The organism is Cedecea neteri NBRC 105707 = ATCC 33855, from assembly GCF_001571265.1.
Lineage (GTDB): Bacteria > Pseudomonadota > Gammaproteobacteria > Enterobacterales > Enterobacteriaceae > Cedecea > Cedecea neteri.
On sequence record NZ_BCTL01000016.1, the window covers coordinates 122,039 to 145,492 of the forward strand.

Consider the following 23,454-nt stretch of genomic DNA (forward strand, 5'->3'; position numbering starts at 1 on the left):
GCTGGGAAATGATTAAGCGTAATGGCCCCGGTAGTCGGGGCCAGGATGATTAAAATGTGACGTTCACTTTGCCCCAAACCGTCCGGCCGGGTTCATTCACCGGGGTATTGGAGGAATAGCCAAAGCTGCTGTTGCCCGCCAGGTTCAGGTGCTCGCTGTAGGTTTTGTTAAACAGGTTATCGATGCCAGCGCTGAGCTTGATGGCTTTGCTGAGACGGTAAGCGGCGTTGGCGGAAAAAATCGCAAAGCCGCTGCTTTTGTCGAAGTCTTTCCCAACCACGTTGCCTTCGTTCAGCGCAACCCGCTGCTGGCTACTGACTACGCGCAGTAGGCCGGTACTGCTCCAGTCTCCCTGTTCCCAGGTCAGGCCGAAGCGGGTTTCCAGCGGGGCTATTTGCGGCAACGGTTGATGGTCGCTGGTGTTTTGCCCCCAGGCATACGCCAGGCTTGCGTCCGCTTTCCATGCTTCGGTCAGCGCGTAGCTCATGCCCATTTCGCCGCCCATAATCGTGGCGTCAACGTTATCTGCCTGACTGACGCGGGCGTTGTTGGGGTCATAGCGGAAGAGAATAAAATCATTCACCCGGCCAAGGTACGCAGAAACCCAGCTATTGAAGCGCTCGCCGCTGTACTGGGCGCCAATATCTAACTGCGTGGTTTTTTCCGTTTTCAGGTTATCGAAGATATTTTTAGTGCCGTCAGGCCCGTAGGTGGGGGAAAACAGTTCCCAATAATCCGGGAAACGTTCGGTATAACCAACGCCGGCATACAGCATGACGGGCACATCACTCAGCGTTTGTTCGTAGCGCACAAAACCTGCCGGTAACGTTTTGCTGCGCACGCTGGCCCCTACGTCCGTATCATTATTGACGCGAGTCCGGTCGAGGCGCGCGCCGCCGATAATTTTGCTGCTGTCGGTGGCGTTCCAGGTCAGCTCGCTAAAAAGACCTGCGTCCTGGAAACGGGCATCCTGCTTCCAGTCAGCGCCCTGTTTACTGCGATGGGTGCTTTGCTGGCCGTCGATACCACTGCGCAGTTCGTAGTCAGACCAGAGCCAGGTCCCCATCATACGTCCGCCAATCGTGCGGCGATCGAGCTGCATCGCCATCGGCATATTCATGCTCATGGACGAACCCATATCCATGCCCATCGATGAGGTCATGTGTCCGCCACCAGACATGCCGCTGGACATTGTGCCCGGTGACCGCAGCGAATAGTTGTCCATAATATGATTGGCATAGTTGTAGTAGACGCTGCTTTCAAACTTGTTGAACACCTCGCCGATGTTCGACATTTCAAAGCGTCCCCCCAGGCTGTCTCGCCTGAACTGCGAGCCGTCCATGCTGCGCCCGGCATAGCGGGCTTCGCCGTTGCCTTTACCTGCGGTCAGCTCCAGCAAGGTGTCTTTGTTGGGCGTCCAGCCCAGGGCAACGTCGGTGTTCCATTTATCCCACCTTGAGGCCACCCGGTTACCGTTGCCGTCCTCGTAATCGCCGGAATGGGATTTATTGCCGAGAAGCCGTAGATAACCGTCTTCATTGCCGAGGCTGACGTCCGCATTGCTGTCCCAGCGCTGATTAGAGGCGGTAAGCAGGCTTGCCGTGCCCTGAATACCCGCTTTTTCAAAGCGCGGCGGTTCCCTGTCGAAGCGCACCGTTCCCGCCGAGTTACCCGGCCCCCAGAGCACGCTTTCTGGCCCCTTAATCAACGTCAGTAGGTCAAAGCTTTCCGGAGAAATATAAGAACTTGGGGCGTCCATTCTGGCCGGGCAGGCCCCCGGCATTTCACCATTGTTGGTGAGAATACGCAGGCGAGAGCCGAACATGCCGCGAAATACCGGATCGCCATTGGTGCCGCCGTTGCGGATTTGCGAGAAACCGGGGATGGTTTTCAGGTAATCAGCTCCGTCGCTGGCCGGAACGGGCTGACGTGGCGTTTTAGGGGACGTCACAACCTCCAGCGGTGATGACGCCGGAGAGGTGACGATCATCACGGCATCGTCCGGCATAGTCATCGTGTCATGCGTTCCCGCCGCGAGGGTTGCAGGGGAAGTTATCGCCAGCAGTATCAAAGATACCAGCGGTTTTAAATGCGTTTTCATCATTGCCTTACTGTCCTTCAGGCGTAACGTCGCCGTTCTTCGTGAAAAGAACAGCCCGAGACAGCGTTGCAACGTTGCCTGCAGCGTTACGCAGTTAATTATTGGTGTTTTATGCGAAGTAACAGGCAGCAGGGGGCGGGGCGCGAGCCGGGTGAGGTGACCACGGGCGTGAAATCGCCGCGCAGCAAAGTGCGGCCACCGGTGTCCGGCGCACGCCAGTCAACAATAACAGCAGTAAAACGGTGAGGCAGAACTGAATAAAAGGCAGATGGATCAGTAACTGGCAATAGCCGCAGGCGATTTCCTCTCCCGGCGACATACCCGGGCCGGACATCAGCATGTTGTGCGGCATTGAGACCTGAGGGCAAGGATCGGGCATAGGCATGTGATGGTCCATGTCAGACATGTCCATTGTCATCATCATGCTGCTGTGCTCGCAGGCTGAATGGTGCATCAGCGATTTTGAAATAACCGGTGCAATAAACAGCATGGCAACGGCAAGCAGCGCCAGCCAGCAGGCTGTTCGGTGGAAGTGATTGCGCCGTGACAAAACGTTACCGATCCGTAGTCGTTGTGGCGCAAGTGTATCCTGAAAGAAGGAATGATGTTAAATGAATTGTTAGATTGACGCAGACAAAGGGTCTGTTATTGTCACGCACCCTTTAACGATGGTGGAAACACAAATGGATTGTCGTCCTGACTGCGGCGCATGCTGTACCGCGCCTTCAATATTAACGCCGATCCCTGGTATGCCGGAGGGAAAGCCCGCCAACACGCCCTGCGTTCAGCTGGACGAACGCCTGCGCTGCAAGCTGTTTGGCTCGCCTTTACGGCCTAAAGTTTGCGGTGGCCTCCAGCCGGCAAGAGAGATGTGCGGCACCTCACGCCAGCAGGCGATGACCTATCTGATTCACCTTGAGGCCGCTACGGCGCCTTAAATGTCTTTGATGCGAGCCATGCAATAAACGCTGATGGCTATCATCCCCAGCGCAATGAAAAAGACGCTGTGATAGTTCCAGATTTCCGCGACAACCCCGGCAAGCGAACCCGCAATGATCCAGCCCACTCGCGTGGTATTGGTATACAGCGTCGTAGCAGCTCCAGCCTGGCCAGGCATAAGATCCTGAAAATAGATCATGCCGATCCCGGCCAGAATCCCGATAAAGATGGCGTTTAACAGCTGCAACCCCAGCAGCATATATTCATTGGTCAGCGTCACCATCCCGACATAGAACAGCAACCCGGCAGCGACGGCAAAGCGCATCAGGAAGCGTTTACCGAAGCGTTTGGCGTAGTAGCCCGCAATCAGCATGGTCGGGATTTCCAGCCCGGCGGCGGTGCCCATCATCACCCCGGCGAGCTTCTCCGGAAGGTGTAACTCATTGATGATGTAAAGCGGCATATTGATGATATAGAGGCTGTTACAGCCCCACATCATGGTACAGGCGGCGAACAGGAGCAGGGCGTCGCGGCGGTTACGGCGCGGAGACTCGAGCGTGGCCGTCGTTTTTACCGCAGGCTCTTTGCGCATGGACGGCAAAAAGAGCCAGACCATTGCCCCACAAATGACAAAGGCGAACGCGGCGCAAAGGTACATCGCTTTGAAGCCAAACCCCATCGCCAGCGCATAGGCAATTGGCGGCCCAATCACCCAGGCAAGAGACACCTGCGCGCGCAGAATAGAGCTGAACATCACCGCTTCTCGCCCGGTGCTATCGGCATGCTCCCGGGCCAGAGCAAACATTTGCGGGTTGGCGGTGGAGCCGAAGCTGCTGAGAAACACCCCGACGAACAGCAAAATAAAGTAGTTACGGTTCCAGGCGAACAGCACGCAACCCATCGCGCCGAGCAGGCAGCAGGCAAAAATCAGCGTTTTTCGGTCGCCTTTGCGGTCGGAGCGCCCGGCTAAAAACTGGCTCACCAGAATGCCGATTACCGCGCTGCCGGTGAAGAAAAAACCGACCAGCGCAGGGCGAACGTGGACTTCATCGGTTAAGAACAGACTTAGCGTTGGGGTTTGTAGCGCCCCGGCAATGCCGGTCAAAAAGGCCACAATCAGAAACGCGGTTGAGGTGAAATCCAGAGGCTTGCGGGCGGCGGTAACGGGAGCGTTTTGCATGCTAATCGGTGACAGGAAAAAGAATGCGCGGAGTTTACGCCCGTTACCTTCAAATAAACAGATTTACCCGCCCGCTCTGCGAGACCGCTAGCACAAATTATCCTGTTTACGGTTCAGGCGTTTCGCCCCTCAGCTTCAGCCTGCGCCAGCTCATTAGAATCCAGCACGTAGTCGGGTGAATCGAGCAAACGCTCGACGGTCAAATCGATAAAAGATCGGACTCGAGCGGGCTGCGCCGGTCGGCTGCCGTAGTAGATGTGCACGCTCATGTGGTCCGTAACATGTCGGGTTAGCAGCGGGACCAGCTTGCCTGCGCGAATCAGGGGCGCAGCGGATAAGCCGGAAAGCAAGCCTATGACGTGGCCTGACAACACCGCCTGCGTTTCCAGGTGGGCATCATTGGTTGATAACGCCGGGCGTACATTAACGGACGTGACTTCACCGTCGACCTTGAGTAGCCAGGGGAGCACTCGGCCTGAGCCGGGGTGACGAAATGTGCTGCATTTGTGTTCAGACAATTGGGCTATGGATGCCGGGGCGCCACGGGCCGTAAGGTAATCCGGCGAGGCACAAATAATCAGCTGCATAGCAAAGAGCCGACGTACAAAAAGTCCTTCCTCGGGTGGGTGACCGATACGAAAACCAACGTCGGTTCGTTCCTCCACCCAGCTTCCGATGCGGTCATCAAGTTTTACGTCAGGTTCGATCTCTGGATAGCGGGTACAAAACTCATCAATCAGAGGCCATAGTAGAGGCAAAAATGCATATTTTGGGGCAATGATGCGCAAGGGGCCTGCAATAGCATCTTTGACATTACGGATACGATCTCCTGCTCGCGCCAGGGACGCCAGCGCGGGTTTAGCCTCTTCCAGAAATTGCTGTCCTTCCGTCGTCAGTGCCAGTCGCCGCGTAGTGCGATGAAGCAGCCGCACGCCTAAACGCTGTTCCAGAGCGGAAAGTGCCTGACTCGCCGCCTGCGGGCTAATGCCTTGCATGGCAGCCGCCCGACGAATGCTGCCCAGCTCTATCGCGTTGATGAAGATTTCGATGGCCCGAAGATCGCTGACTGCCATAAATGTTCCTCGCGTCAATTTGTTTTCAATTATCAATCTGTACTTTCTATTCCGTCAATAAATAGCTCGCTAGTGGGTTGATATTCTTTTGCATAACATCTGCGTTGAAACCCCTACCTGGAGCGTGTAATGAACAATATTAAAGATAAAGTCATTGTGATAACCGGAGCCAGCAGCGGTCTAGGTCTGGCCGCTGCCCGCCTGCTGAGTGAACGAGGAGCCCATGTCGTGCTGGGGGCTCGTCGGATTGAGCGCTTACGGCAGTTGTCTGATGAGTTAACAAGCGGGGGGCGGCAGGCTCTCGCCGTTGAGACCGACGTGACTGTGCTCGGCGATGTGCAGCGGCTCGTCGGGAGGGCGGTTCAGGCCTTCGGTCGGGTTGATGTGATGGTCAATAATGCAGGCTTAATGCCGATCTCGGCGCTTGAACGGCTGAAAGTTGAGGATTGGGAGCGAACTATCGATGTGAATATCAAGGGCGTACTCTATGGTATTGCGGCGGCCTTGCCGCATATGCAGCGCCAAATGTCTGGACACTTTGTCAATGTCGCGTCGGTGGCCGGGCATAAAATCATGCCTGGCGGAACGGTCTACTCTGCGACGAAATTTGCCGTACGTGCGTTGACGGAAGGCCTGAGACAGGAGGTAAAACCCTGGAATATCCGCACGACAATTCTTTCGCCCGGGGCCGTAGATTCTGAATTGCCGAACAGTATCACCGAAGAAGATGTTGCTCGTGGCATGCAGGGGTTTTATCAGACAACGGCTATTCCGGCCGATTCCTTTGCCCGTGCGATTACCTTCGCCCTTGAACAGCCCGATGAAATGGACGTGAACGAAATCGTCTTCAGGCCAACTCGTCAGCTCGCCTGAGGCCGCTCCACGTCGGTACAACATTCACCGACGTGGTTTCTTTGTATGTTCCAGCCATCAATTTCCACCGTCGAGTAAAACCCCGTCAGCTGCTGTGTGGCCATAGCTGAAGTTTGCTGATGCTGGTCAGAAATCGCCTGCCCGGGCGCTGAACTTACCGTCTGCTAAACTGAAAATGTGCTGAAGCTCTAAATTTCGCAAACAGAAACGCGAGAAATGTTGCGTCAAATGCAGCATTAGCGCAACACTCCTTGAAACGTTTCAGCGTCATCTTTTTGCATCCCGCAGCTCGAGATGGCGCATTTTTTCTCAAGTAAGCTGAATCGTTTCAATTCAGCGAGAGAGGCGATCTATGTTCCAGTTATCTGTGCAGGATATTCACCCGGGCGAAGCTGCCGGGAACAAAGAAGACGCTATCCGCCAGGTTGCCGCCGCCCTTGTAGAGGCAGGCAACGTCGGCGAAGGCTACGTCAACGGTATGCTGGCGCGTGAACAGCAAACCACAACCTATTTAGGCAACGGGATTGCTATTCCGCACGGCACCACGGACACGCGCGATCTGGTGCTGAAAATCGGCGTTCAGGTTTTCCAGTTCCCGCAGGGCGTGGAGTGGGGCGAAGGGCAGACTGCTTACGTGGCGATTGGTATCGCCGCCAGCTCAGACGAACATCTCGGGCTGCTGCGCCAGTTGACGCATGTGCTGAGCGACGACGACGTGGCTGAACAGCTGAAATCCGTCAGCAGCGCGGAAGAACTCCGTGCGTTACTGATGGGCGAAAAGCAAAGCACCGCCCTGTTGCTGGACAACAGCCTGCTGGCGCTGAACGTCGACGCCAGCGATCTGATGACGCTCCAGGCGCTAAACGCCGGGCGTCTGAAACAGGCGGGCGCGGTTGATGCGGCTTTCGTCAGCAATGTGGTTACCGGCAACCCGCTTTATCTCGGTCAGGGCATCTGGCTGAACGATAGCGCGACAGGCAACCTTGCGAGCGCTATCGCAGTTAGCCGTCCGGCCGCAGGTTTTGAGGTAAACGGAAACCCGGTGAATTTGCTGATGACCGTCGCCGTTGTCGATGAGCAGCCGCTGCAGGTGCTGAATCGCCTGAGCGACATGCTGATTGGCAACCGTGCCGACAAACTGTTAAGTGCGGATGCACCGGCATTGCTGACGCTGCTGACCAGCGACGATGCTCCGGCAGAAGAGGCACTGAGCGCTGAATTTACCGTGCGCAATGAACACGGCCTGCACGCCCGTCCGGGAACGGCGCTGGTCAATACCATAAAACAATTCAATAGCGAAATTACCGTGACAAACCTTGATGGAACCGGCAAGCCGGCAAATGGACGTAGCCTGATGAAAGTTGTGGCGTTGGGTGTGAAAAAAGGCCATCGCCTGCGCTTCACCGCACAGGGTGAAGATGCTGAACTGGCGCTGAAAGCGATTGGCGAAGCTATCTCTGAAGGACTGGGGGAGGGCGCGTAATGACCAGACGTGTAGCGACGATCACCCTCAACCCGGCCTATGACTTAGTGGGCTTCTGCCCGGAAATCGAGCGCGGTGAAGTCAACCTGGTGCGCACCACCGGCCTGCATGCCGCCGGCAAAGGCATTAACGTGGCTAAAGTGCTGAAAGATCTTGGCATTGACGTCACCGTTGGCGGCTTCCTGGGCAAAGATAACCAGGACGGCTTCCAGCAGTTGTTCAGCGAGCTGGGCATAGCGAACCGCTTCCAGGTCGTGCAGGGCCGCACCCGCATCAACGTCAAGCTGACCGAAAAAGACGGCGAAGTGACCGATCTTAATTTCTCCGGCTTTGAAGTCACTGGCGCGGACTGGGAGCGCTTTGTGGCCGACTCCCTGAGCTGGCTGGGCCAGTTCGACATGGTTTGTGTCAGCGGCAGCCTGCCGGCGGGCGTTTCCCCGGAAGCGTTCACCGACTGGATGACCCGTCTGCGCAGTCAGTGTCCGTGCATCATTTTCGACAGCAGCCGCGAAGCGCTGGTTGCGGGCCTGAAAGCGGCGCCGTGGCTGGTCAAGCCGAACCGTCGTGAGCTTGAAATTTGGGCTGGGCGCAAACTGCCTGAACTGAAAGACGTGATTGAGGCGGCGCATGCTTTGCGTGAGCAGGGAATTGCGCATGTGGTGATTTCTCTCGGCGCTGAAGGTGCGCTGTGGGTTAACGCTTCAGGAGAATGGATTGCCAAACCACCGACGTGTGAAGTTGTTAGTACCGTTGGTGCAGGAGATTCAATGGTCGGCGGCCTGATTTATGGCCTGCTGATGCGCGAGTCCAGCGAACACACGCTGCGCCTTGCTACCGCCGTTGCGGCCCTGGCCGTCAGCCAGAGCAACGTAGGCATTACCGATCGTACACAGCTGGCCGCCATGATGGCTCGTGTCGACCTGAAACCTTTCCACTGACAGCAGGAGACAGGCAATGAAAACGCTGTTAATTATTGAGCCGGGACTGGGGCAGGCGCGCGCGTATCTCGCGAAGACGCTGCTCGGTGCCGCAGCGCCAAAAGCGCATCTCGACATTATTGATAACCCGAACGATGCCGAACTGGCGATTGTCGTTGGCAACACTATTCCGGCTGATACCTCGCTGAACGGCAAAAAGGTGTTCCTCGGCGATATCGACAGAGCCGTTCAGCACCCTGAGCTGTTCCTGAGTGAAGCAAAAGGTAAGGCACAGACGTACACGGCACCGGTAGTAGCTGCGCCCGCAGCTACAAAAGGGCCGAAGCGTATCGTCGCCGTCACCGCCTGCCCAACCGGCGTGGCGCACACCTTTATGGCTGCGGAAGCCATCGAAACCGAAGCGAAAAAACGCGGCTGGTGGGTGAAGGTTGAAACCCGTGGTTCCGTCGGGGCAGGGAACGCGATTACGCCTGAAGAAGTGGCTGAGGCGGATCTGGTAATTGTCGCGGCCGATATTGAAGTGGATCTGGCCAAATTTGCCGGTAAGCCGATGTACCGCACGTCTACCGGCCTGGCGCTGAAGAAAACGGCTCAGGAGCTGGATAAGGCGCTGGTTGAAGCCAAGCCTTACGAAGCGGCAGGTAAAGCAAGTTCTGCGCAGGAATCCGGCAAAAAAGAAAGTGCCGGGGCGTATCGCCATCTGTTGACCGGCGTGTCTTACATGCTGCCAATGGTGGTGGCGGGCGGCCTGTGTATTGCACTTTCCTTTGCCTTCGGTATCCAGGCCTTTAAAGAGCCGGGTACGCTTGCCGCGGCGCTGATGCAAATTGGCGGTGGCTCTGCGTTCGCGCTGATGGTGCCTGTTCTGGCGGGGTATATTGCATTCTCGATTGCCGACCGTCCAGGCCTCACGCCGGGTCTAATCGGCGGCATGCTGGCGGTAAGCACCGGCTCAGGCTTTATCGGCGGTATCATCGCCGGTTTCCTTGCGGGCTATATCGCTAAGTTGATTAGCTCGAAGCTGAAGCTGCCGCCAAGCATGGAGGCGCTGAAGCCGATCCTGATCATTCCGCTGTTCTCAAGCCTGGTTGTTGGCCTGGCGATGATCTACCTGATCGGTACGCCGGTGGCTAAAATCCTTGCGGGCCTGACCCACTGGCTGCAAACCATGGGCACCGCAAACGCGGTCCTGCTGGGCGCCATTCTGGGCGGGATGATGTGTACCGACATGGGTGGCCCGGTGAACAAAGCGGCTTACGCTTTTGGCGTCGGCTTACTCAGTACCCAAACCTACGCACCGATGGCGGCAATCATGGCCGCAGGTATGGTGCCACCGCTGGCGCTGGGCCTGGCCACGCTGGTTGCTCGCCGTAAGTTCGATAAGGCGCAGCAGGAAGGGGGCAAAGCGGCGCTGGTACTGGGGCTGTGCTTCATTACCGAAGGGGCGATTCCGTTTGCCGCTCGCGACCCGATGCGCGTTCTGCCTTGCTGTATCATCGGCGGCGCGCTGACGGGTGCATTGTCCATGGCGGTTGGTGCGAAGCTGATGGCACCGCACGGTGGCCTGTTTGTGTTGTTGATCCCTGGCGCGATTACGCCGGTGCTGGGTTACCTGCTGGCGATTATTGCCGGTACGCTGGTGGCTGGCCTGTCCTACGCCTTCCTCAAGCGTCCCGAAACGGAGCTGGCGGCGAAAGCGGCTTAATCTCCAACTCAAATAAAAACGCCTCGCTAATGCGGGGCGTTTTTACTTTTTAAGCCGTGGCTTCTTCGTGCTGCTGTGCCTTAAGCCAGGCGATTTCTTCGGCCCAGATATCCGGATTAGTGGTTTCCAGAATTAACGGGATACCGTCAAAACGTGCGTCGCGCATGATCCAGCTGAACGGGGTGTGGCCGATGTTGCCCAGCCCCAGGCTGTTGTGGCGGTCAACGCGGCTGCCAAATTCACTTTTGGCATCGTTGAGGTGCATCCCACGCAGGTACTTGAAACCGACAATACGCTCGAATTCGCTAAAGGTTTTTTCGCAGTCAGCTTCGGTGCGCAGGTCGTACCCGGCGGCAAAAGCGTGACAGGTGTCGATACAGACGCCAACGCGGGATTTATCTTCCACGCCGTCAATAATCGCCGCGAGATGTTCGAAGCGGAAACCAAGATTGCTGCCCTGGCCAGCGGTGTTTTCAATCACGGCGGTCACGCCTTCGGACTTCTCCAGCGCAATGTTAATCGATTCTGCGATGCGCTTCAGGCATTCCTCTTCTGGAATCTGTTTCAGGTGGCTGCCCGGATGGAAATTCAGCAGCGTCAGCCCCAGGTCCTGGCAGCGAACCATTTCGTCGATAAACGCTTCGCGGGATTTTTCCAGCGCATCCTCAACCGGATGGCCGAGATTGATCAGGTAGCTGTCATGCGGAAGGATTTGGCCGGGGCCGTAATGGTATTTTTCGCAGGCGCTCTTAAAGTTGTCGATAATTTCGCTGGTCAGCGGCGCGGCGCGCCACTGGCGTTGATTCTTGGTGAACAGGGCAAAAGCGGTGGCTTCCAGTTCGTGGGCGCGGATGGCGGCATTTTCCAGGCCGCCCGAGGCGCTAACGTGCGCTCCAATAAACTTCATCTTTCTTCTCCTGTTTCTTGACGGGCAAAACCCGCTATCGGTAATCCGTCATGATAGCGGGTCAGGAGGCTTTTTTCCGTATTGAATTATGCGATCAGGTGGTGAATCACGAGGTTAATGGCCGCGCCGCCGACGATCAGCCAGATGAACAGCACCAGCGCCATCAGGAGCGGGCGAACCCCGGCCTTTTTCAGGGCGCTAACGTGTGTCGTCAGGCCCAGCGCCGCCATCGCCACTGCCAGCAGGAAGGTATCCAGCGTGACCAGCACATTCACCAGCGGCTGCGGCAGGAAGTGGAAGGAGTTGAAAATCGCCACCACGATAAACAGTATCGCAAACCACGGGATAGTAATTTTACCCGTCTGCGCGCTGCCTGCCGGTGCCAGAGATTTAACGCGGGCGGCCAGGAAAATCAGGAACGGGGCGAGCATCATCACGCGGAGCATTTTGGCGATGACCGCCGCATTTTCCGTTTCCGGGCTAATCGCATGGCCCGCCGCCACCACCTGAGCAACCTCATGCATCGTCGAGCCGGTGTAGATCCCGAAGGTCTCCGGCGTAAACCAGTGGCTAACGAATGGGTAAATCATCGGGTAAATAAAGATAGCCAGCGTCCCGAAGATAACCACGGTAGCCACGGCCACGGTGACTTTACTGGCTTCGGCTTTCACCACGGGTTCGGTAGCAAGCACCGCCGCCGCGCCGCAAATACTGCTGCCCGCACCAATCAGCCAGCTGGTTTGCTTATCCAGACCAAACACTTTCTGTCCGAGCCAGCAGGCGAGGGCGAAGGTACTGCACAGCGTCAGCACGTCAATCAGCAGGCCACTTACGCCGACGTCGGCAATTTGCGAAAACGTCAGGCGGAAGCCATAAAGAATAATGCCGAGGCGCAGTAGATGCTGCTTGGCGAACAGTACGCCACCGTCGCACTGCTGCCAGATTTTGGGGTAAACGGTATTGCCGATGATCATGCCGCAAAGGATGGCGAGCGTCAGGGCGCTAAGGCCGACGCCGGCCACCGCAGGGATATTGCCGAGCCATAACGCCAGCCCGGTAATGGCGGCGGAAAGCGCCAGCCCCGGTAAAAAGTGCCACAGCGTGTGGCGGTGAGCTTGTACGGTGAGTGCAGTCATAACCTTCTCCTCTGTCATGGCAAAAAGGTTACGCCTGGCTGGCATAAAAATAAAATTGATTATATATTTATAATTAATCTTTATAAGTGGTAAGCAACTCGCTGCCACCACAGGAAGCCCTCTTATGCATATCACGCTGCGGCAACTTGAAGTGTTTGCTGAAGTCCTTAAAAGCGGCTCGACCACGCAGGCATCCCAGATGCTGTCGCTGTCCCAGTCGGCGGTAAGCGCCGCCCTGGCCGACCTGGAAGGGCAGCTTGGGGTTCAGCTTTTTGACCGCGTGGGGAAGCGCCTCGTGGTAAATGAACACGGCAGGCTGCTCTACCCGCGAGTCGTTGGGCTGCTGGAGCAGGCGGGTGAAATAGAGCAGCTGTTCCGCGAAGATAACGGCGCAATTCGTGTTTATGCCAGCAGCACCATTGGCAACTATATTCTGCCGGAGATGATTGCCCGCTACCGGCGCGACTTTCCGAAGCTGCCGCTGGAACTTAGCGTCGGCAACAGCCAGGACGTGATTAACGCGGTGGCGGATTTTCGTGTGGATATTGGCCTGATTGAAGGCCCGTGCCACATGGCGGAGCTGGTGACAGAGCCGTGGCTTGATGATGAGCTGGTGGTTTTTGCTTCACCGGGCAACCCGCTGGTGCACCAGCCGGTCACGCTGGAAAGCCTGGCAAAGCAGCCGTGGATCCTGCGTGAGCGCGGCTCAGGCACCCGCGAAATCGTCGACTATTTATTGCTTTCACACTTGCCAGAGTTTCAGTTGGGTATGGAGTTGGGTAATTCCGAGGCGATTAAACATGCGGTGCGCCATGGGCTGGGTATTAGCTGCCTGTCCCGCCGGGTCATTGCCGAGCAGCTGGAAAGCGGTTCACTGATTGAAGTTGCTATTCCTCTCCCCCGTCTGGTGCGGACGCTGTACCGGATCCATCATCGCCAGAAGCATATTTCTAACGCGCTGCTGCGTTTTCTGCGCTACTGCGAAGCATAATGCACCAAAATCTTGCAGCTGCACCTGATTGGGGTGTGGCTGCGAGGCAATGTCCTTCCCGTTAACCTCTTTTTCACCGTGATGCGGCAGCGATCTTCGCACTTCATCCGCGTTGGCACATTAGTTGCAGAATTGAATTCAAAGAATCTTTTGTTTCAATCAGGCGACGAGGCTGCACATGACGATGAAAAAATGGTTGTTCTCTTTAGTTGGCGCGACGGTTCTGCTGGCTCAGGCCGGGGCGGTAATGGCCGACCAGCTGCAGGATATTGAAAAACGCGGCGTGCTGCGCGTGGCGGTTCCGCAGGATTTCCCGCCGTTTGGTTCGGTGAATGCTGACCTGAAACCGCAGGGTTACGATATCGATATGGCGGCCTACCTGGCGAAGGGGCTGAAAGTCAAACTGCAGCTGGTACCGGTCACCAGCGCGAACCGCGTGCCGTACCTGCAAACGGACAAGGTTGACCTGGTGATCTCAAGCCTCGGCAAGAACGCTGAACGTGAAAAAGTCATCGATTTTAGCCGCGCTTACGCCCCGTTCTTCCTCGGTGTGTTCGGGCCGAAAGACGGCGTCGTGACAGATGCTAAAGCGCTGAGCGGGAAAACCATCGGCGTGACCCGTGGCGCAGTAGAAGACATGGTATTAACCGACCTCGCACCAAAAGACGCCGACGTGAAGCGCTACGAAGACAACAACACCACGATTTCTGCTTACCTTTCCGGCCAGGTGCAGTATATCGCCACCGGCAACCTGGTCGTGGCGGCCATTGCCCGCCAGAGCCCAACCAAAGCCCCGGTCAGCCAGTTTATGCTCAAGGATTCGCCTTGCTACATCGGGCTGAAAAAGAACGAGCCTGCGCTGAAAGCGAAGGTAGATGAGCTGATTGGTGACGCGCTGAAGGACAACACCCTGAACACCCTGTCGCAGAAATGGATGCAGGCGCCGCTGCCTGCCAACCTCGGCGCCTGAGGATCGGGGGATGACCACGCAACTTGATTTTGCCGGTCTGCTGCCCTACTGGCCGGAGCTACTCTCCGGCCTGTGGGTGACGCTGGGACTCACTTTTATGGCGACGGTCGGTGGCGTGGCCATCGGCATTACCGGGGCAGCCATTCGCAGCGGAAAGCCGGGGCTGTTAAGCCTGGCGTGGGGCGGCTACGTGGAGCTCATCCGCAACACGCCGTTCGTGGTGCAGCTGTTCTTTATTGTCTTTGGGCTACCGGCGCTGGGGCTGAAGCTCAACGCCGGGGAAGCGGCGCTTATCGCGATGCTGATTAACCTCGGGGCTTACAGCACCGAAATTATTCGTGCCGGAATCCAGGTGACGCCGAAAGGGCAGTGGGAAGCGGCTCGCGTGCTGGGGTTATGCCGCAGCCAGACGTTTTTACGCGTAGTGTTGCCGCCGTCGCTGAAGCGCATTTATCCGTCGCTGGTTAGCCAGTGCATCATCGTGATGCTGGGCTCTTCCGTGGTGTCGCAGGTTTCCTGTGAAGACCTGACCTTTGCGGCCAGTCTTATTCAGTCGCGTACCTTCCTCAGCTTTGAGGTCTACCTGGTGACCACCCTAATGTATCTGGTGCTGTCGTTAATTATGCGTCAACTGCTGCTGGCGGCGGGGCGAAAATGGTTGGGGAGTGATGTCGGATGATGACGTTTACCGACTGGGATATTGTGCGCAACCTGCTGCTGGCGGCCCGCTGGACGGTGCTGCTGTCGCTGATTGCCTTTTTCTGCGGCACGCTGGTGACCTTGCCGTTGCTGCTGCTGCGCATGAGCCGCTGGGCGTGGCCAAAGCGCTTTATTAGCGCTTATGTCGCGCTGTTTCAGGGCACGCCTCTGCTGATGCAGCTGTTCCTGGCTTTCTTCGGGATTGCGCTGTTCGGGATCGACGTCAGCCCCTGGACGGCGGCCACGCTTGCCCTGACGCTATTTACCAGCGCGTTTCTGCTGGATATCTGGTACGGCAGTATTCGTGCGTTGCCCAAAGGCCAATGGGAAGCCTGTCGTTGCCTCGGTTTGAGCTTCGGGCAGACGCTGTTCCGGGTAATAGCCCCGCAGGCAATGCGCATCGCCGTTGCGCCGACGGTCGGGTTTTCGGTGCAGGTGATTAAGGGCACCGCGCTGGCCTCGATTATTGGTTTTGTCGAGCTGACCAAAGCCGGCACCATGCTGAATAACGTCACATTTGAGCCGTTTAAAGTGTTTGCCCTGGTGGCGCTCGGCTATTTCTTACTTTGCTATCCGCTGTCGCGCTACAGCCGCTATCTGGAGAAAAAATTCCATGCCGCTCATCACCATTAATGACGTACAAAAATATTACGGCGACAACCACGTGCTGAAGGGCGTCAGCCTTGATATCGACATGGGTGAAGTGGTGTCGATCATCGGCCGTAGCGGCTCCGGTAAAAGTACGTTGCTGCGCTGCATGAACGGGCTTGAAGGTTACCAGGACGGCAGCATCAAGCTGGGCGGGATGACCATCACCGACAGGGAATCACAGGCGCGTGAAATCAGCCGTTCCGTGGGGATGGTGTTCCAGAGCTTTAACCTGTTCCCGCACATGACCGCGCTTGAAAACGTAATGCTGGCGCCGCGCCGGGTTCTGAATAAGAGCGCCGCCGAATGCCGCGAGCTGGGGCTGGAGATGCTCAATAAAGTCGGCCTGGGCGAACGCGTGGATTACTATCCGGCTAATCTGTCCGGCGGCCAGCAGCAGCGCGTGGCCATTGCACGGGCGCTGGCGATGAACCCCAAAGTACTGTTGTGCGATGAAATCACCTCGGCGCTCGATCCGGAGCTGGTGGGCGAAGTGCTTAAAGTGCTGGAACAGCTGGCGGCAGAAGGCATGACGCTGATACTGGTGACCCATGAAATGAACTTTGCCCGTGAAGTCGGCGACCGCGTGGTGTTTATGCACCAGGGCAAAGTCTGGGAGCAGGGGGAGAGCAAGTCGTTCTTTGCCAGTCCTCGCACCCAGGAACTGCAGCAGTTTATCTCCTCCGTGCGCGGGCTCGGTTAATCTTTGACCGCCGGCCAGCTGAATGCGCCGGCGGTTTTTAATTCCCCTCAACTTATCTGCCTGATTAGCGACTTGCTAATAATCGCCGGGCGATCATGAAGCTCTCTTATAACCCGGGATTTCTGCTATCTGAACAAAGACGTTTTGTTACAATCTTGCCTCATTTTTTGGATAGGCAACAATTTCCTATGGTTTCACAAGATAAAACGACAGAAGCGCCTGGCTTACGCCGCGAATTAAAGGCGCGCCACCTGACGATGATCGCCATCGGCGGCTCCATCGGCACGGGGCTTTTCGTTGCCTCTGGGGCGACAATTTCTCAGGCGGGGCCGGGCGGGGCGCTGCTCTCTTATATGCTGATTGGCCTGATGGTGTACTTCCTGATGACCAGCCTCGGCGAACTGGCGGCGTTTATGCCGGTGTCCGGTTCTTTCGCGACCTACGGCCAGAAATACGTGGAAGACGGCTTTGGCTTCGCGCTCGGCTGGAACTATTGGTACAACTGGGCGGTGACCATCGCCGTTGACCTTGTGGCCGCACAGCTGGTGATGAATTACTGGTTCCCGGATACCCCAGGCTGGATCTGGAGTGCGCTATTCCTCGGCATCATGTTCCTGCTTAACTGGATCTCCGTGAAAGGCTTTGGCGAAGCGGAATACTGGTTCTCGCTGATAAAAGTGACCACCGTCATCATCTTCATCATTGTGGGTGTAATGATGATCGTGGGTATTTTCAAAGGGGCGCAGCCGGTAGGCTGGAGCAACTGGACAACCGGCGACGCGCCGTTTGCCGGGGGCTTTGCCGCAATGATCGGCGTAGCGATGATCGTCGGCTTCTCTTTCCAGGGCACCGAGCTTATCGGGATTGCTGCCGGAGAATCCGCTGACCCGGAGAAAAACATTCCTCGCGCCGTGCGTCAGGTGTTCTGGCGAATCCTGCTGTTCTATGTGTTCGCGATCCTGATTGTCAGCCTGATTATTCCTTATACTGACCCAAGCCTGCTGCGCAACGACGTGAAAGACATCAGCGTCAGCCCGTTCACCCTGGTGTTCCAGCACGCGGGCCTGCTGTCTGCGGCGGCGGTCATGAACGCCGTTATTCTGACGGCGGTGCTGTCGGCGGGTAACTCCGGGATGTACGCTTCCACGCGTATGCTTTACACCCTGGCCTGCGACGGTAAAGCGCCGCGTATTTTCTCGAAGCTGTCCAAAGGCGGCGTGCCGCGTAACGCGCTGTATGCGACCACCGTTATTGCCGCGTTGTGCTTCCTGACCTCTATGTTCGGCAACCAGACCGTTTACCTGTGGCTGCTGAACACCTCCGGGATGACCGGGTTTATCGCCTGGTTGGGGATTGCCATCAGTCACTATCGCTTCCGTCGCGGCTACGTGCTGCAGGGCAACGACATTAACGATCTGCCATACCGTTCGGGCTTCTTCCCGATTGGGCCGATCTTCGCTTTCGTGCTGTGTCTGATAATCACTCTGGGCCAGAACTACGAAGCCTTCCTGTCTGACACCATCGACTGGGGCGGCGTCGCGGCGACCTATATCGGCATTCCGCTGTTCCTGGCTATCTGGTTTGGCTACAAGGTAACGAAGGGCAGCCGCTTCGTGCGCTACAGCGAAATGGAATTCCCGAAATTTCGTGAGAAATAAGTCAAAGTAACAATAAGTTACTCTTTAAAGGGCGTGATTATCACGCCCTTTTTCTATTCTGCTGGCAATCAATAATGCCAACGGGCTATAGTATTCAACAATTAAATTGATAACCATTATCATTTGCTTTATCGTTAACGCCATTCTTTAAGGAACGAAGGAGCGTTAGCGTGAAGCGTATGATTAAATTCAAGAATATCTGTCTGGCACTGGCATTAACCGCCGCCGGTTTGCACTCCGCCATCGCCGCGACGGTGACTGATATTGTCGGGCGTGAAGTCACCATCCCGAAGAAGGTTGACCGCATTTTGCTGGGGGAAGGGCGCCTGTTTTATGCCCTTGCTCTGCTGGAAGGGCAAAAGCCGATAGACCGTATTGTGGGCTGGCAGGGAGACTTCCGTAAGCTGGACACGCAGACTTACGCGGAATATAAAGCGAAATTCCCGAAAATTGATGATATTCCGCTGATTGGCAGCACCACCGCCGACAGCGTCAGCCCGGAAAAAGTGCTGACTTTGCACCCGGATGTGGCGATTTTTGGCCTGTCTGGTCATGGCCCAGGCCGCCACAGCGAGCTGGTCTCTCAGCTTGAAAAAGCGGGCGTGCCGGTGGTCTTCGTCGATTTTCGTACCTCGCCGCTGAAAAATACCTTGCCGAGCATGCGCCTGCTGGGCAAAGTGTTGCATCGCGAGAAACAGGCCGATGATTACATCGCCTTTTATGAAGCAAACCTGAAAAAAATTACCGACGTCACCGGCAAGATGGCGGCAAAAGATAAACCTTCGGTGTTTATCGAATTGCGTGCTGCGGCGATGGAAGAGTGCTGCGGGTCCGCCGGTAAAGGCAATATGGGCGATTTTATCGACCTGGCGGGCGGCACCAACATTGCTAAAGACCTGCTGCCGGGCGCGCTGGGCACGGTGAACCTGGAAAAAGTGCTTGCCGCTGATCCGCAGGTTTATATTGCCAGCGGCGGTAAAGCCCCAGGCTCAACCTCTCCGGGCGTAGTGCTCGGCGCTCAGGCGACCAAAGCTGAAGCGCAGGCCAGCCTGCAGAGCGTGCTGGAGCGTAAAGGCATTGACCAGCTAACGGCGGTTAAAGAAGGGCGCGCCTATGGCGTATGGCATAATTTCTACAATTCGCCGTACAACATTCTGGCGATTCAGGCGATGGCGACCTGGTTCCATCCGCAGCAGTTTGCCGAGGTAAATCCGGAGCAGACGATGCAACAACTTTATAAACAGTTCCTGGCGGTTGAGCCAACGGGAACGTACTGGACCGATCTGAAGAAGTAACGAAGGTAAGACTTGATGAGTGCCACCACCGATCCAATGCCAAACGAGGCGCAGCCTGCCACCATTATGGGACGCTACCAGCAGGTGCTACGTCACCGCTATTTGCTGATGGGGGCGCTGGTCATTGCGATCTTAGCCTCGCTGCTGCTGGACTTTACCCTTGGCCCTTCCGGGCTGCCGCTGGATACGCTGTGGCAGACCCTGATTGACCCGGCCAGCGCTAACGCCGGTACGCGGGTGATCGTGTGGGACATTCGTCTGCCGTATGCGCTGATGGCGCTGCTGGTCGGCATGGCGCTGGGCCTGGCGGGGGCGGAGATGCAAACCATCCTCAATAACCCGCTGGCCAGCCCGTTTACGCTCGGCGTTTCTTCCGCTGCGGCCTTTGGTGCCGCGCTGGCAATTATTCTCGGCATCGGTATTCCTGGGGTGCCCGATCAGTGGTTTATTTCTGCCAACGCCTTTGTCTTTGCGCTGTTTGCCGCGCTGATGCTGGACGCCATTACCCGCTGGACGCGCGTGGCGAGTTCCGGCGTGGTGCTGTTTGGTATCGCGCTGGTGTTCACCTTTAACGCCCTGGTGTCGATGCTGCAGTTTATCGCCAGCGAAGACACGCTGCAGGGGCTGGTGTTCTGGACGATGGGTAGCCTGGCGCGAGCCTCCTGGGACAAGCTCGGCGTGCTGCTGCTGGCCTTCGCCATCATCATGCCGATTTCCATGCTGAGTTCCTGGAAGCTGACCGCGCTGCGCTTAGGCGAAGATCGTGCCGTCAGCTTTGGCATCGACGTGAAGCGCCTGCGTTTAGGCACTTTGCTGCGCATCAGTATTTTGTCCGCGCTGTCCGTGGCTTTTGTCGGCCCCATTGGCTTTATTGGCCTGGTGGCGCCGCACATCGCCCGTATGCTGTTTGGCGAAGATCACCGTTTCTACCTGCCGGGCAGCGTGCTGGTCGGGGCGCTGGTGCTGTCGCTGGCGTCGGTTGCCTCTAAAAACATTATCCCTGGCGTCATCATTCCGGTGGGGATCGTCACCTCGCTGGTGGGCGTGCCGTTCTTCCTGAGTATTATTCTTCGCCATAAGGGGAACGTGTGATGCAGGGTTTACAGATTGATGCATTCAACGCCGGTTACCCGAAGCGTAAAATTATCGAAAACCTCAGCGTGCCGACGCTGCCACGCGGCAAAATCACCGTGCTGCTGGGGCCAAACGGCTGCGGTAAATCGACTTTACTGCGCTCGCTGGCGGGCCTGAACCGTGCGGAAGGGCAACTGTATCTGGACGGTGAAGACCTGATGGCTTTGCCGTTTGCCAAACGCGCTGAAAAAGTCGTTTATCTGCCGCAGTCGCTGCCGCAGGGCGTACATCTGCATGTGCTGGAATCCATTATCGTGGCCCAGCGCGCGTCCGGTGGCCGCCACAGCGCTGAAAGCGAAGCACAGGTGATGCAGCTGCTGAAACAGCTGGGGATCTCGCATCTGGCTTTGAGCTACCTGGATCAGCTTTCCGGCGGGCAAAAACAGCTGGTGGGCCTGGCGCAGTCTTTGATTCGTCGTCCGTCACTGCTGCTGCTTGACGAGCCGCTGAGCGCGCTGGATTTGAATTACCAGTTCCACGTCATGGACCTGGTCGCCCGCGAAACCCGCGAGCGCAATATCGTCACCGTTGTGGTGGTGCACGACATCAATATTGCTTTACGCCATAGCGAGCACGTTCTCATGCTGCGCGACGGCAAACTGGTTGCCAGCGGCGAGCCGGAGGAAGTGATTACTCCGCGCAGCCTGGCCCAGGTTTACGGCGTGAAGGGGCGCATTGAACGCTGCTCACAGGGCGTTGCCCAGGTGCTGATCGACGGCCTGGTGGAAACGCCCACCGTATAACAACGCATTTCAGGAATACTAAGGAACACAGTATGCAGCCGGCGGCCAATGTAGCCGCTGGCGCATAGTGCAATGTGAGCGCTAAACGGTTGTTTCGTTTGTAATTCACCTCATGGAGAGAAAGAAATGTTAAGGTTGAATCCTATTGTCCGGGGAGGACTTTGTGCGTCCGTGCTCGGTCTGGCTTTCCCCGTCATCGCCGACGATCGCGAAGAAACCCTCGTTGTCACCGCGTCAGCCACCGAACAAAACCTCAAAGATGCGCCCGCCAGTATCAGCGTGATCACCCAGGACGAGCTGCAAAAAAGGCCCGTCAACAATCTGAAAGATGTGCTGCAGAATGTGCCTGGCGTCCAGCTGACCAACGAAGGCGATAACCGCCGTGGCGTCAGCCTGCGTGGCCTGGACAGCAGCTACACCCTGATTCTGGTGGACGGCAAGCGAGTCAACTCCCGCAATGCGGTATTCCGCCATAACGACTTTGACCTGAACTGGATCCCGGCGGATGCCATCGAGCGCATCGAAGTGGTACGCGGGCCGATGTCCTCTCTGTATGGTTCCGATGCCCTCGGCGGCGTGGTGAACATCATCACCCGTAAAGTCGGCAAAGCCTGGCACGGGACCTTCACCCTGGATTCCACCGTGCAGGAACATCGCGACCGTGGCGACACCTACAACGGCAACTTCTTCACCAGCGGCCCGCTAATTGACGACATGCTGGGCGTAAAAGTCTACGGTAGCCTCGGTAAGCGCCAGAAAGACGGCCAGCAGACTTCGACAACGAACGCCAATGGCCTGACGCCGCAGATTGAAGGCTTCACTTCCCGCAATGCCAGCACCGAGTTTGCCTGGACACCTGCTGATAATCAGGATGTCACCGTGGGCTACGGCTTTGACCGCCAGGACAGGGAATCTGACTCGCTGGATAAGAACCGCATGGAGCGTCAGGATTACTCCCTCGGCCATAACGGACGCTGGGACTTCGGTAATACCGAACTGCGTTTCTACGGCGACAAAATTGATAACCTTAATCCAGGGAATAGCGCGGCCATCACCTCGCGCAACAATAGCCTCGACGGCAAGCTGGTGTTGCCGCTCAGCGACATCAACCAGTTCTTGACCTTCGGCGGCGAGTGGCGACACGACAAGCTGAGCGATCCGGTTAATATTACCGGCGGTAATAGTTCTAAAACCTCGGCCAGCCAGTACGCCCTGTTTATTGAAGACGAATGGCGCATCTTCGAGCCGCTGGCGCTGACCACCGGCATTCGTATGGATGACCATGAAACCTACGGCGATCACTGGAGCCCGCGTGCTTATCTCGTTTATAACGCGACCGATACCGTCACCGTTAAAGGCGGGTGGGCAACAGCATTTAAAGCGCCTTCTCTGCTGCAGCTTAGCCCGGACTGGACCAGTAAATCCTGCCGTGGTGCCTGCCAGATTGTCGGCAGCCCTGACCTGAAGCCGGAAACCAGCGAAAGCTTTGAGCTGGGCCTGTATTACGCCGGGGACGAAGGCATTCTGGACGGCGTGAGCGGTAGCGTGACTGCTTTCCAGAATAACGTTGAGGATATGATTGATATCCAGCGTACCGCGAACCGCAGCGTGGCGCCTTCATACTCGAACTTTGTTGGTTTTGATAAGAGCGGTAACCCGATCTTCCGCTATTACAACGTGAACAAAGCGCGTATTCGCGGCGTGGAAACCGAGCTGAAAATACCGTTTAACGACCAGTGGAAGCTGTCGCTGAACTACACCTATAACGACGGGCGTGACCTGAGCAACGGCGGCAATAAACCGCTGCAGCAGCAGTCGTTCCATACCGCTAACGGCACCGTTGACTGGGCACCGCTGGAGGACTGGTCGTTCTATGTTTCGGCGAACTACACCGGCAAGCAGCGTGCAGTCTCCGCCACCGATAAAACGCCGGGCGGCTACATCGTGTGGAACACCGGGGGAGCCTGGAAGGCAACGAAGAACGTGAAGGTGCGTGCGGGGGTGTTGAACCTGGGCGACAAGGACCTGAATCGTGATGTCTACAGCTACAACGAAGACGGCCGTCGCTACTTTATGGCGCTGGATTATAGTTTCTAAGCGGTAGGTACCTTCTCTCTAAGAGGTGTGTCTTATACATATTCTTTCAAAGTCTTCCTGGAGAGGTCCTTAGTTTAGTCGTTATTCCGTTCACCCATAGATCTGTTTTCCCTGCTCGTTCAGAGCACGGTGAACGTGTGAGGGGGAATTACGCCATTCCCCCTCACAACCCCCGGCGCCC

The 23,454-nt window shown here is 56.8% G+C and carries 21 protein-coding genes; 15 read left to right on the forward strand and 6 right to left on the reverse strand.

Going from position 1 to position 23,454, the window contains the following annotated elements; genetic code table 11:
- Positions 1-49: 49 nt before the first annotated feature.
- Positions 50-2,101: a TonB-dependent copper receptor gene (locus tag CNE01S_RS08360; RefSeq protein ID WP_096754179.1), complete on the reverse strand. Its 2,052-nt coding sequence runs from the start codon at positions 2,099-2,101 to the stop codon at positions 50-52.
- 109 nt (positions 2,102-2,210) lie between these two features.
- Complete coding sequence (locus CNE01S_RS08365) at positions 2,211-2,651, reverse strand: DUF2946 domain-containing protein (RefSeq protein WP_072279118.1); 441 nt, start codon at positions 2,649-2,651, stop codon at positions 2,211-2,213.
- A 133-nt stretch (positions 2,652-2,784) separates the two neighbouring features.
- Between CNE01S_RS08365 and CNE01S_RS08370 the strand changes: the two genes are divergently transcribed.
- Positions 2,785-3,039: a YkgJ family cysteine cluster protein gene (locus tag CNE01S_RS08370; protein WP_061275062.1), complete on the forward strand. Its 255-nt coding sequence runs from the start codon at positions 2,785-2,787 to the stop codon at positions 3,037-3,039.
- Here the strand turns inward: CNE01S_RS08370 and setB are convergent.
- Positions 3,036-4,220, reverse strand: coding sequence for a sugar efflux transporter SetB (gene setB, locus CNE01S_RS08375; protein ID WP_061275065.1), 1,185 nt, complete (start codon positions 4,218-4,220; stop codon positions 3,036-3,038). The genes CNE01S_RS08370 and setB overlap by 4 nt on opposite strands.
- Before the next feature lie 113 nt (positions 4,221-4,333).
- On the reverse strand, positions 4,334-5,293 hold the full coding sequence (locus CNE01S_RS08380) for a LysR family transcriptional regulator (protein WP_061275068.1): 960 nt from the start codon (positions 5,291-5,293) through the stop codon (positions 4,334-4,336).
- A 129-nt stretch (positions 5,294-5,422) separates the two neighbouring features.
- On the opposite strand from CNE01S_RS08380, the gene CNE01S_RS08385 reads away from it, so the two are divergent.
- From CNE01S_RS08385 to fruA, 4 genes are all read left to right on the forward strand, one after another.
- Positions 5,423-6,166 carry an SDR family oxidoreductase gene (locus CNE01S_RS08385; protein WP_061275073.1) on the forward strand — a complete coding sequence of 248 codons (744 nt, stop codon included), beginning with the start codon at positions 5,423-5,425 and terminating at the stop codon, positions 6,164-6,166.
- A 352-nt stretch (positions 6,167-6,518) separates the two neighbouring features.
- Positions 6,519-7,649, forward strand: a complete 1,131-nt coding sequence (fruB, locus tag CNE01S_RS08390) for a fused PTS fructose transporter subunit IIA/HPr protein (protein ID WP_061275076.1) — start codon at positions 6,519-6,521, stop codon at positions 7,647-7,649.
- A complete protein-coding gene (gene fruK / locus CNE01S_RS08395) occupies positions 7,649-8,587 on the forward strand; it encodes a 1-phosphofructokinase (protein ID WP_008459923.1) in 939 nt (312 codons plus the stop codon). The genes fruB and fruK overlap by 1 nt, the downstream gene beginning before the upstream one ends.
- Before the next feature lie 16 nt (positions 8,588-8,603).
- Positions 8,604-10,292, forward strand: a complete 1,689-nt coding sequence (fruA, locus tag CNE01S_RS08400) for a PTS fructose transporter subunit IIBC (protein WP_061275078.1) — start codon at positions 8,604-8,606, stop codon at positions 10,290-10,292.
- A 49-nt stretch (positions 10,293-10,341) separates the two neighbouring features.
- Here the strand turns inward: fruA and nfo are convergent, their stop codons facing one another.
- Both nfo and CNE01S_RS08410 read right to left on the reverse strand, forming a co-directional pair.
- Complete coding sequence (gene nfo, locus CNE01S_RS08405) at positions 10,342-11,199, reverse strand: deoxyribonuclease IV (RefSeq protein ID WP_061275081.1); 858 nt, start codon at positions 11,197-11,199, stop codon at positions 10,342-10,344.
- Positions 11,200-11,285: 86 nt separating this feature from the next.
- On the reverse strand, positions 11,286-12,335 hold the full coding sequence (locus CNE01S_RS08410; protein ID WP_061275084.1) for a YeiH family protein: 1,050 nt from the start codon (positions 12,333-12,335) through the stop codon (positions 11,286-11,288).
- 124 nt (positions 12,336-12,459) lie between these two features.
- Between CNE01S_RS08410 and yieE the strand changes: the two genes are divergently transcribed.
- The 10 genes from yieE to cirA all read left to right on the forward strand — a co-directional run bounded on the left by yieE (position 12,460) and on the right by cirA (position 23,273).
- On the forward strand, positions 12,460-13,326 hold the full coding sequence (gene yieE / locus CNE01S_RS08415) for a DNA-binding transcriptional regulator YeiE (protein ID WP_061275086.1): 867 nt from the start codon (positions 12,460-12,462) through the stop codon (positions 13,324-13,326).
- 184 nt (positions 13,327-13,510) lie between these two features.
- Positions 13,511-14,296, forward strand: coding sequence for a transporter substrate-binding domain-containing protein (locus CNE01S_RS08420; protein WP_061275124.1), 786 nt, complete (start codon positions 13,511-13,513; stop codon positions 14,294-14,296).
- Between the two features lie 10 nt (positions 14,297-14,306).
- Complete coding sequence (locus tag CNE01S_RS08425; RefSeq protein ID WP_061275088.1) at positions 14,307-14,975, forward strand: amino acid ABC transporter permease; 669 nt, start codon at positions 14,307-14,309, stop codon at positions 14,973-14,975.
- Positions 14,972-15,628 carry an amino acid ABC transporter permease gene (locus tag CNE01S_RS08430; RefSeq protein ID WP_061275091.1) on the forward strand — a complete coding sequence of 219 codons (657 nt, stop codon included), beginning with the start codon at positions 14,972-14,974 and terminating at the stop codon, positions 15,626-15,628. The genes CNE01S_RS08425 and CNE01S_RS08430 overlap by 4 nt, the downstream gene beginning before the upstream one ends.
- Entirely contained in the window at positions 15,609-16,346 is a 738-nt protein-coding gene (locus tag CNE01S_RS08435) for an amino acid ABC transporter ATP-binding protein (protein ID WP_061275094.1), read from the forward strand. The genes CNE01S_RS08430 and CNE01S_RS08435 overlap by 20 nt, the downstream gene beginning before the upstream one ends.
- 188 nt (positions 16,347-16,534) lie before the next feature.
- A complete protein-coding gene (locus tag CNE01S_RS08440) occupies positions 16,535-18,004 on the forward strand; it encodes an amino acid permease (RefSeq protein WP_061275097.1) in 1,470 nt (489 codons plus the stop codon).
- Between the two features lie 179 nt (positions 18,005-18,183).
- Complete coding sequence (locus CNE01S_RS08445) at positions 18,184-19,299, forward strand: ABC transporter substrate-binding protein (RefSeq protein ID WP_061275127.1); 1,116 nt, start codon at positions 18,184-18,186, stop codon at positions 19,297-19,299.
- A 15-nt stretch (positions 19,300-19,314) separates the two neighbouring features.
- A complete protein-coding gene (locus tag CNE01S_RS08450; RefSeq protein ID WP_038481087.1) occupies positions 19,315-20,391 on the forward strand; it encodes a FecCD family ABC transporter permease in 1,077 nt (358 codons plus the stop codon).
- On the forward strand, positions 20,388-21,176 hold the full coding sequence (locus CNE01S_RS08455) for an ABC transporter ATP-binding protein (protein WP_096753968.1): 789 nt from the start codon (positions 20,388-20,390) through the stop codon (positions 21,174-21,176). Before CNE01S_RS08450 ends, CNE01S_RS08455 begins: the two co-directional genes overlap by 4 nt.
- A 126-nt stretch (positions 21,177-21,302) precedes the next feature.
- The gene (cirA, locus tag CNE01S_RS08460; protein ID WP_061275100.1) at positions 21,303-23,273 is read left to right on the forward strand and encodes a catecholate siderophore receptor CirA; all 1,971 of its coding nucleotides are present in this window, start codon (positions 21,303-21,305) and stop codon (positions 23,271-23,273) included.
- Positions 23,274-23,454: the final 181 nt, after the last annotated feature.

Excerpts from the sequence above, each read along its gene's own strand:
- yieE (WP_061275086.1), top strand. The coding sequence starts at position 12,460 with ATGCATATCACGCTGCGGCAACTTGAAGTGTTTGCTGAAGTCCTTAAA.
- CNE01S_RS08450 (WP_038481087.1), top strand. The coding sequence starts at position 19,315 with ATGAGTGCCACCACCGATCCAATGCCAAACGAGGCGCAGCCTGCCACC.
- CNE01S_RS08440 (WP_061275097.1), top strand. The coding sequence starts at position 16,535 with ATGGTTTCACAAGATAAAACGACAGAAGCGCCTGGCTTACGCCGCGAA.
- CNE01S_RS08430 (WP_061275091.1), top strand. The coding sequence starts at position 14,972 with ATGATGACGTTTACCGACTGGGATATTGTGCGCAACCTGCTGCTGGCG.
- CNE01S_RS08420 (WP_061275124.1), top strand. The coding sequence starts at position 13,511 with ATGAAAAAATGGTTGTTCTCTTTAGTTGGCGCGACGGTTCTGCTGGCT.
- CNE01S_RS08380 (WP_061275068.1), bottom strand. The coding sequence starts at position 5,293 with ATGGCAGTCAGCGATCTTCGGGCCATCGAAATCTTCATCAACGCGATA.
- nfo (WP_061275081.1), bottom strand. The coding sequence starts at position 11,199 with ATGAAGTTTATTGGAGCGCACGTTAGCGCCTCGGGCGGCCTGGAAAAT.
- setB (WP_061275065.1), bottom strand. The coding sequence starts at position 4,220 with ATGCAAAACGCTCCCGTTACCGCCGCCCGCAAGCCTCTGGATTTCACC.
- fruB (WP_061275076.1), top strand. The coding sequence starts at position 6,519 with ATGTTCCAGTTATCTGTGCAGGATATTCACCCGGGCGAAGCTGCCGGG.
- CNE01S_RS08360 (WP_096754179.1), bottom strand. The coding sequence starts at position 2,101 with ATGAAAACGCATTTAAAACCGCTGGTATCTTTGATACTGCTGGCGATA.
- CNE01S_RS08410 (WP_061275084.1), bottom strand. The coding sequence starts at position 12,335 with ATGACTGCACTCACCGTACAAGCTCACCGCCACACGCTGTGGCACTTT.
- cirA (WP_061275100.1), top strand. The coding sequence starts at position 21,303 with ATGTTAAGGTTGAATCCTATTGTCCGGGGAGGACTTTGTGCGTCCGTG.
- CNE01S_RS08445 (WP_061275127.1), top strand. The coding sequence starts at position 18,184 with ATGATTAAATTCAAGAATATCTGTCTGGCACTGGCATTAACCGCCGCC.
- CNE01S_RS08435 (WP_061275094.1), top strand. The coding sequence starts at position 15,609 with ATGCCGCTCATCACCATTAATGACGTACAAAAATATTACGGCGACAAC.
- fruK (WP_008459923.1), top strand. The coding sequence starts at position 7,649 with ATGACCAGACGTGTAGCGACGATCACCCTCAACCCGGCCTATGACTTA.
- CNE01S_RS08370 (WP_061275062.1), top strand. The coding sequence starts at position 2,785 with ATGGATTGTCGTCCTGACTGCGGCGCATGCTGTACCGCGCCTTCAATA.
- CNE01S_RS08425 (WP_061275088.1), top strand. The coding sequence starts at position 14,307 with ATGACCACGCAACTTGATTTTGCCGGTCTGCTGCCCTACTGGCCGGAG.
- fruA (WP_061275078.1), top strand. The coding sequence starts at position 8,604 with ATGAAAACGCTGTTAATTATTGAGCCGGGACTGGGGCAGGCGCGCGCG.
- CNE01S_RS08385 (WP_061275073.1), top strand. The coding sequence starts at position 5,423 with ATGAACAATATTAAAGATAAAGTCATTGTGATAACCGGAGCCAGCAGC.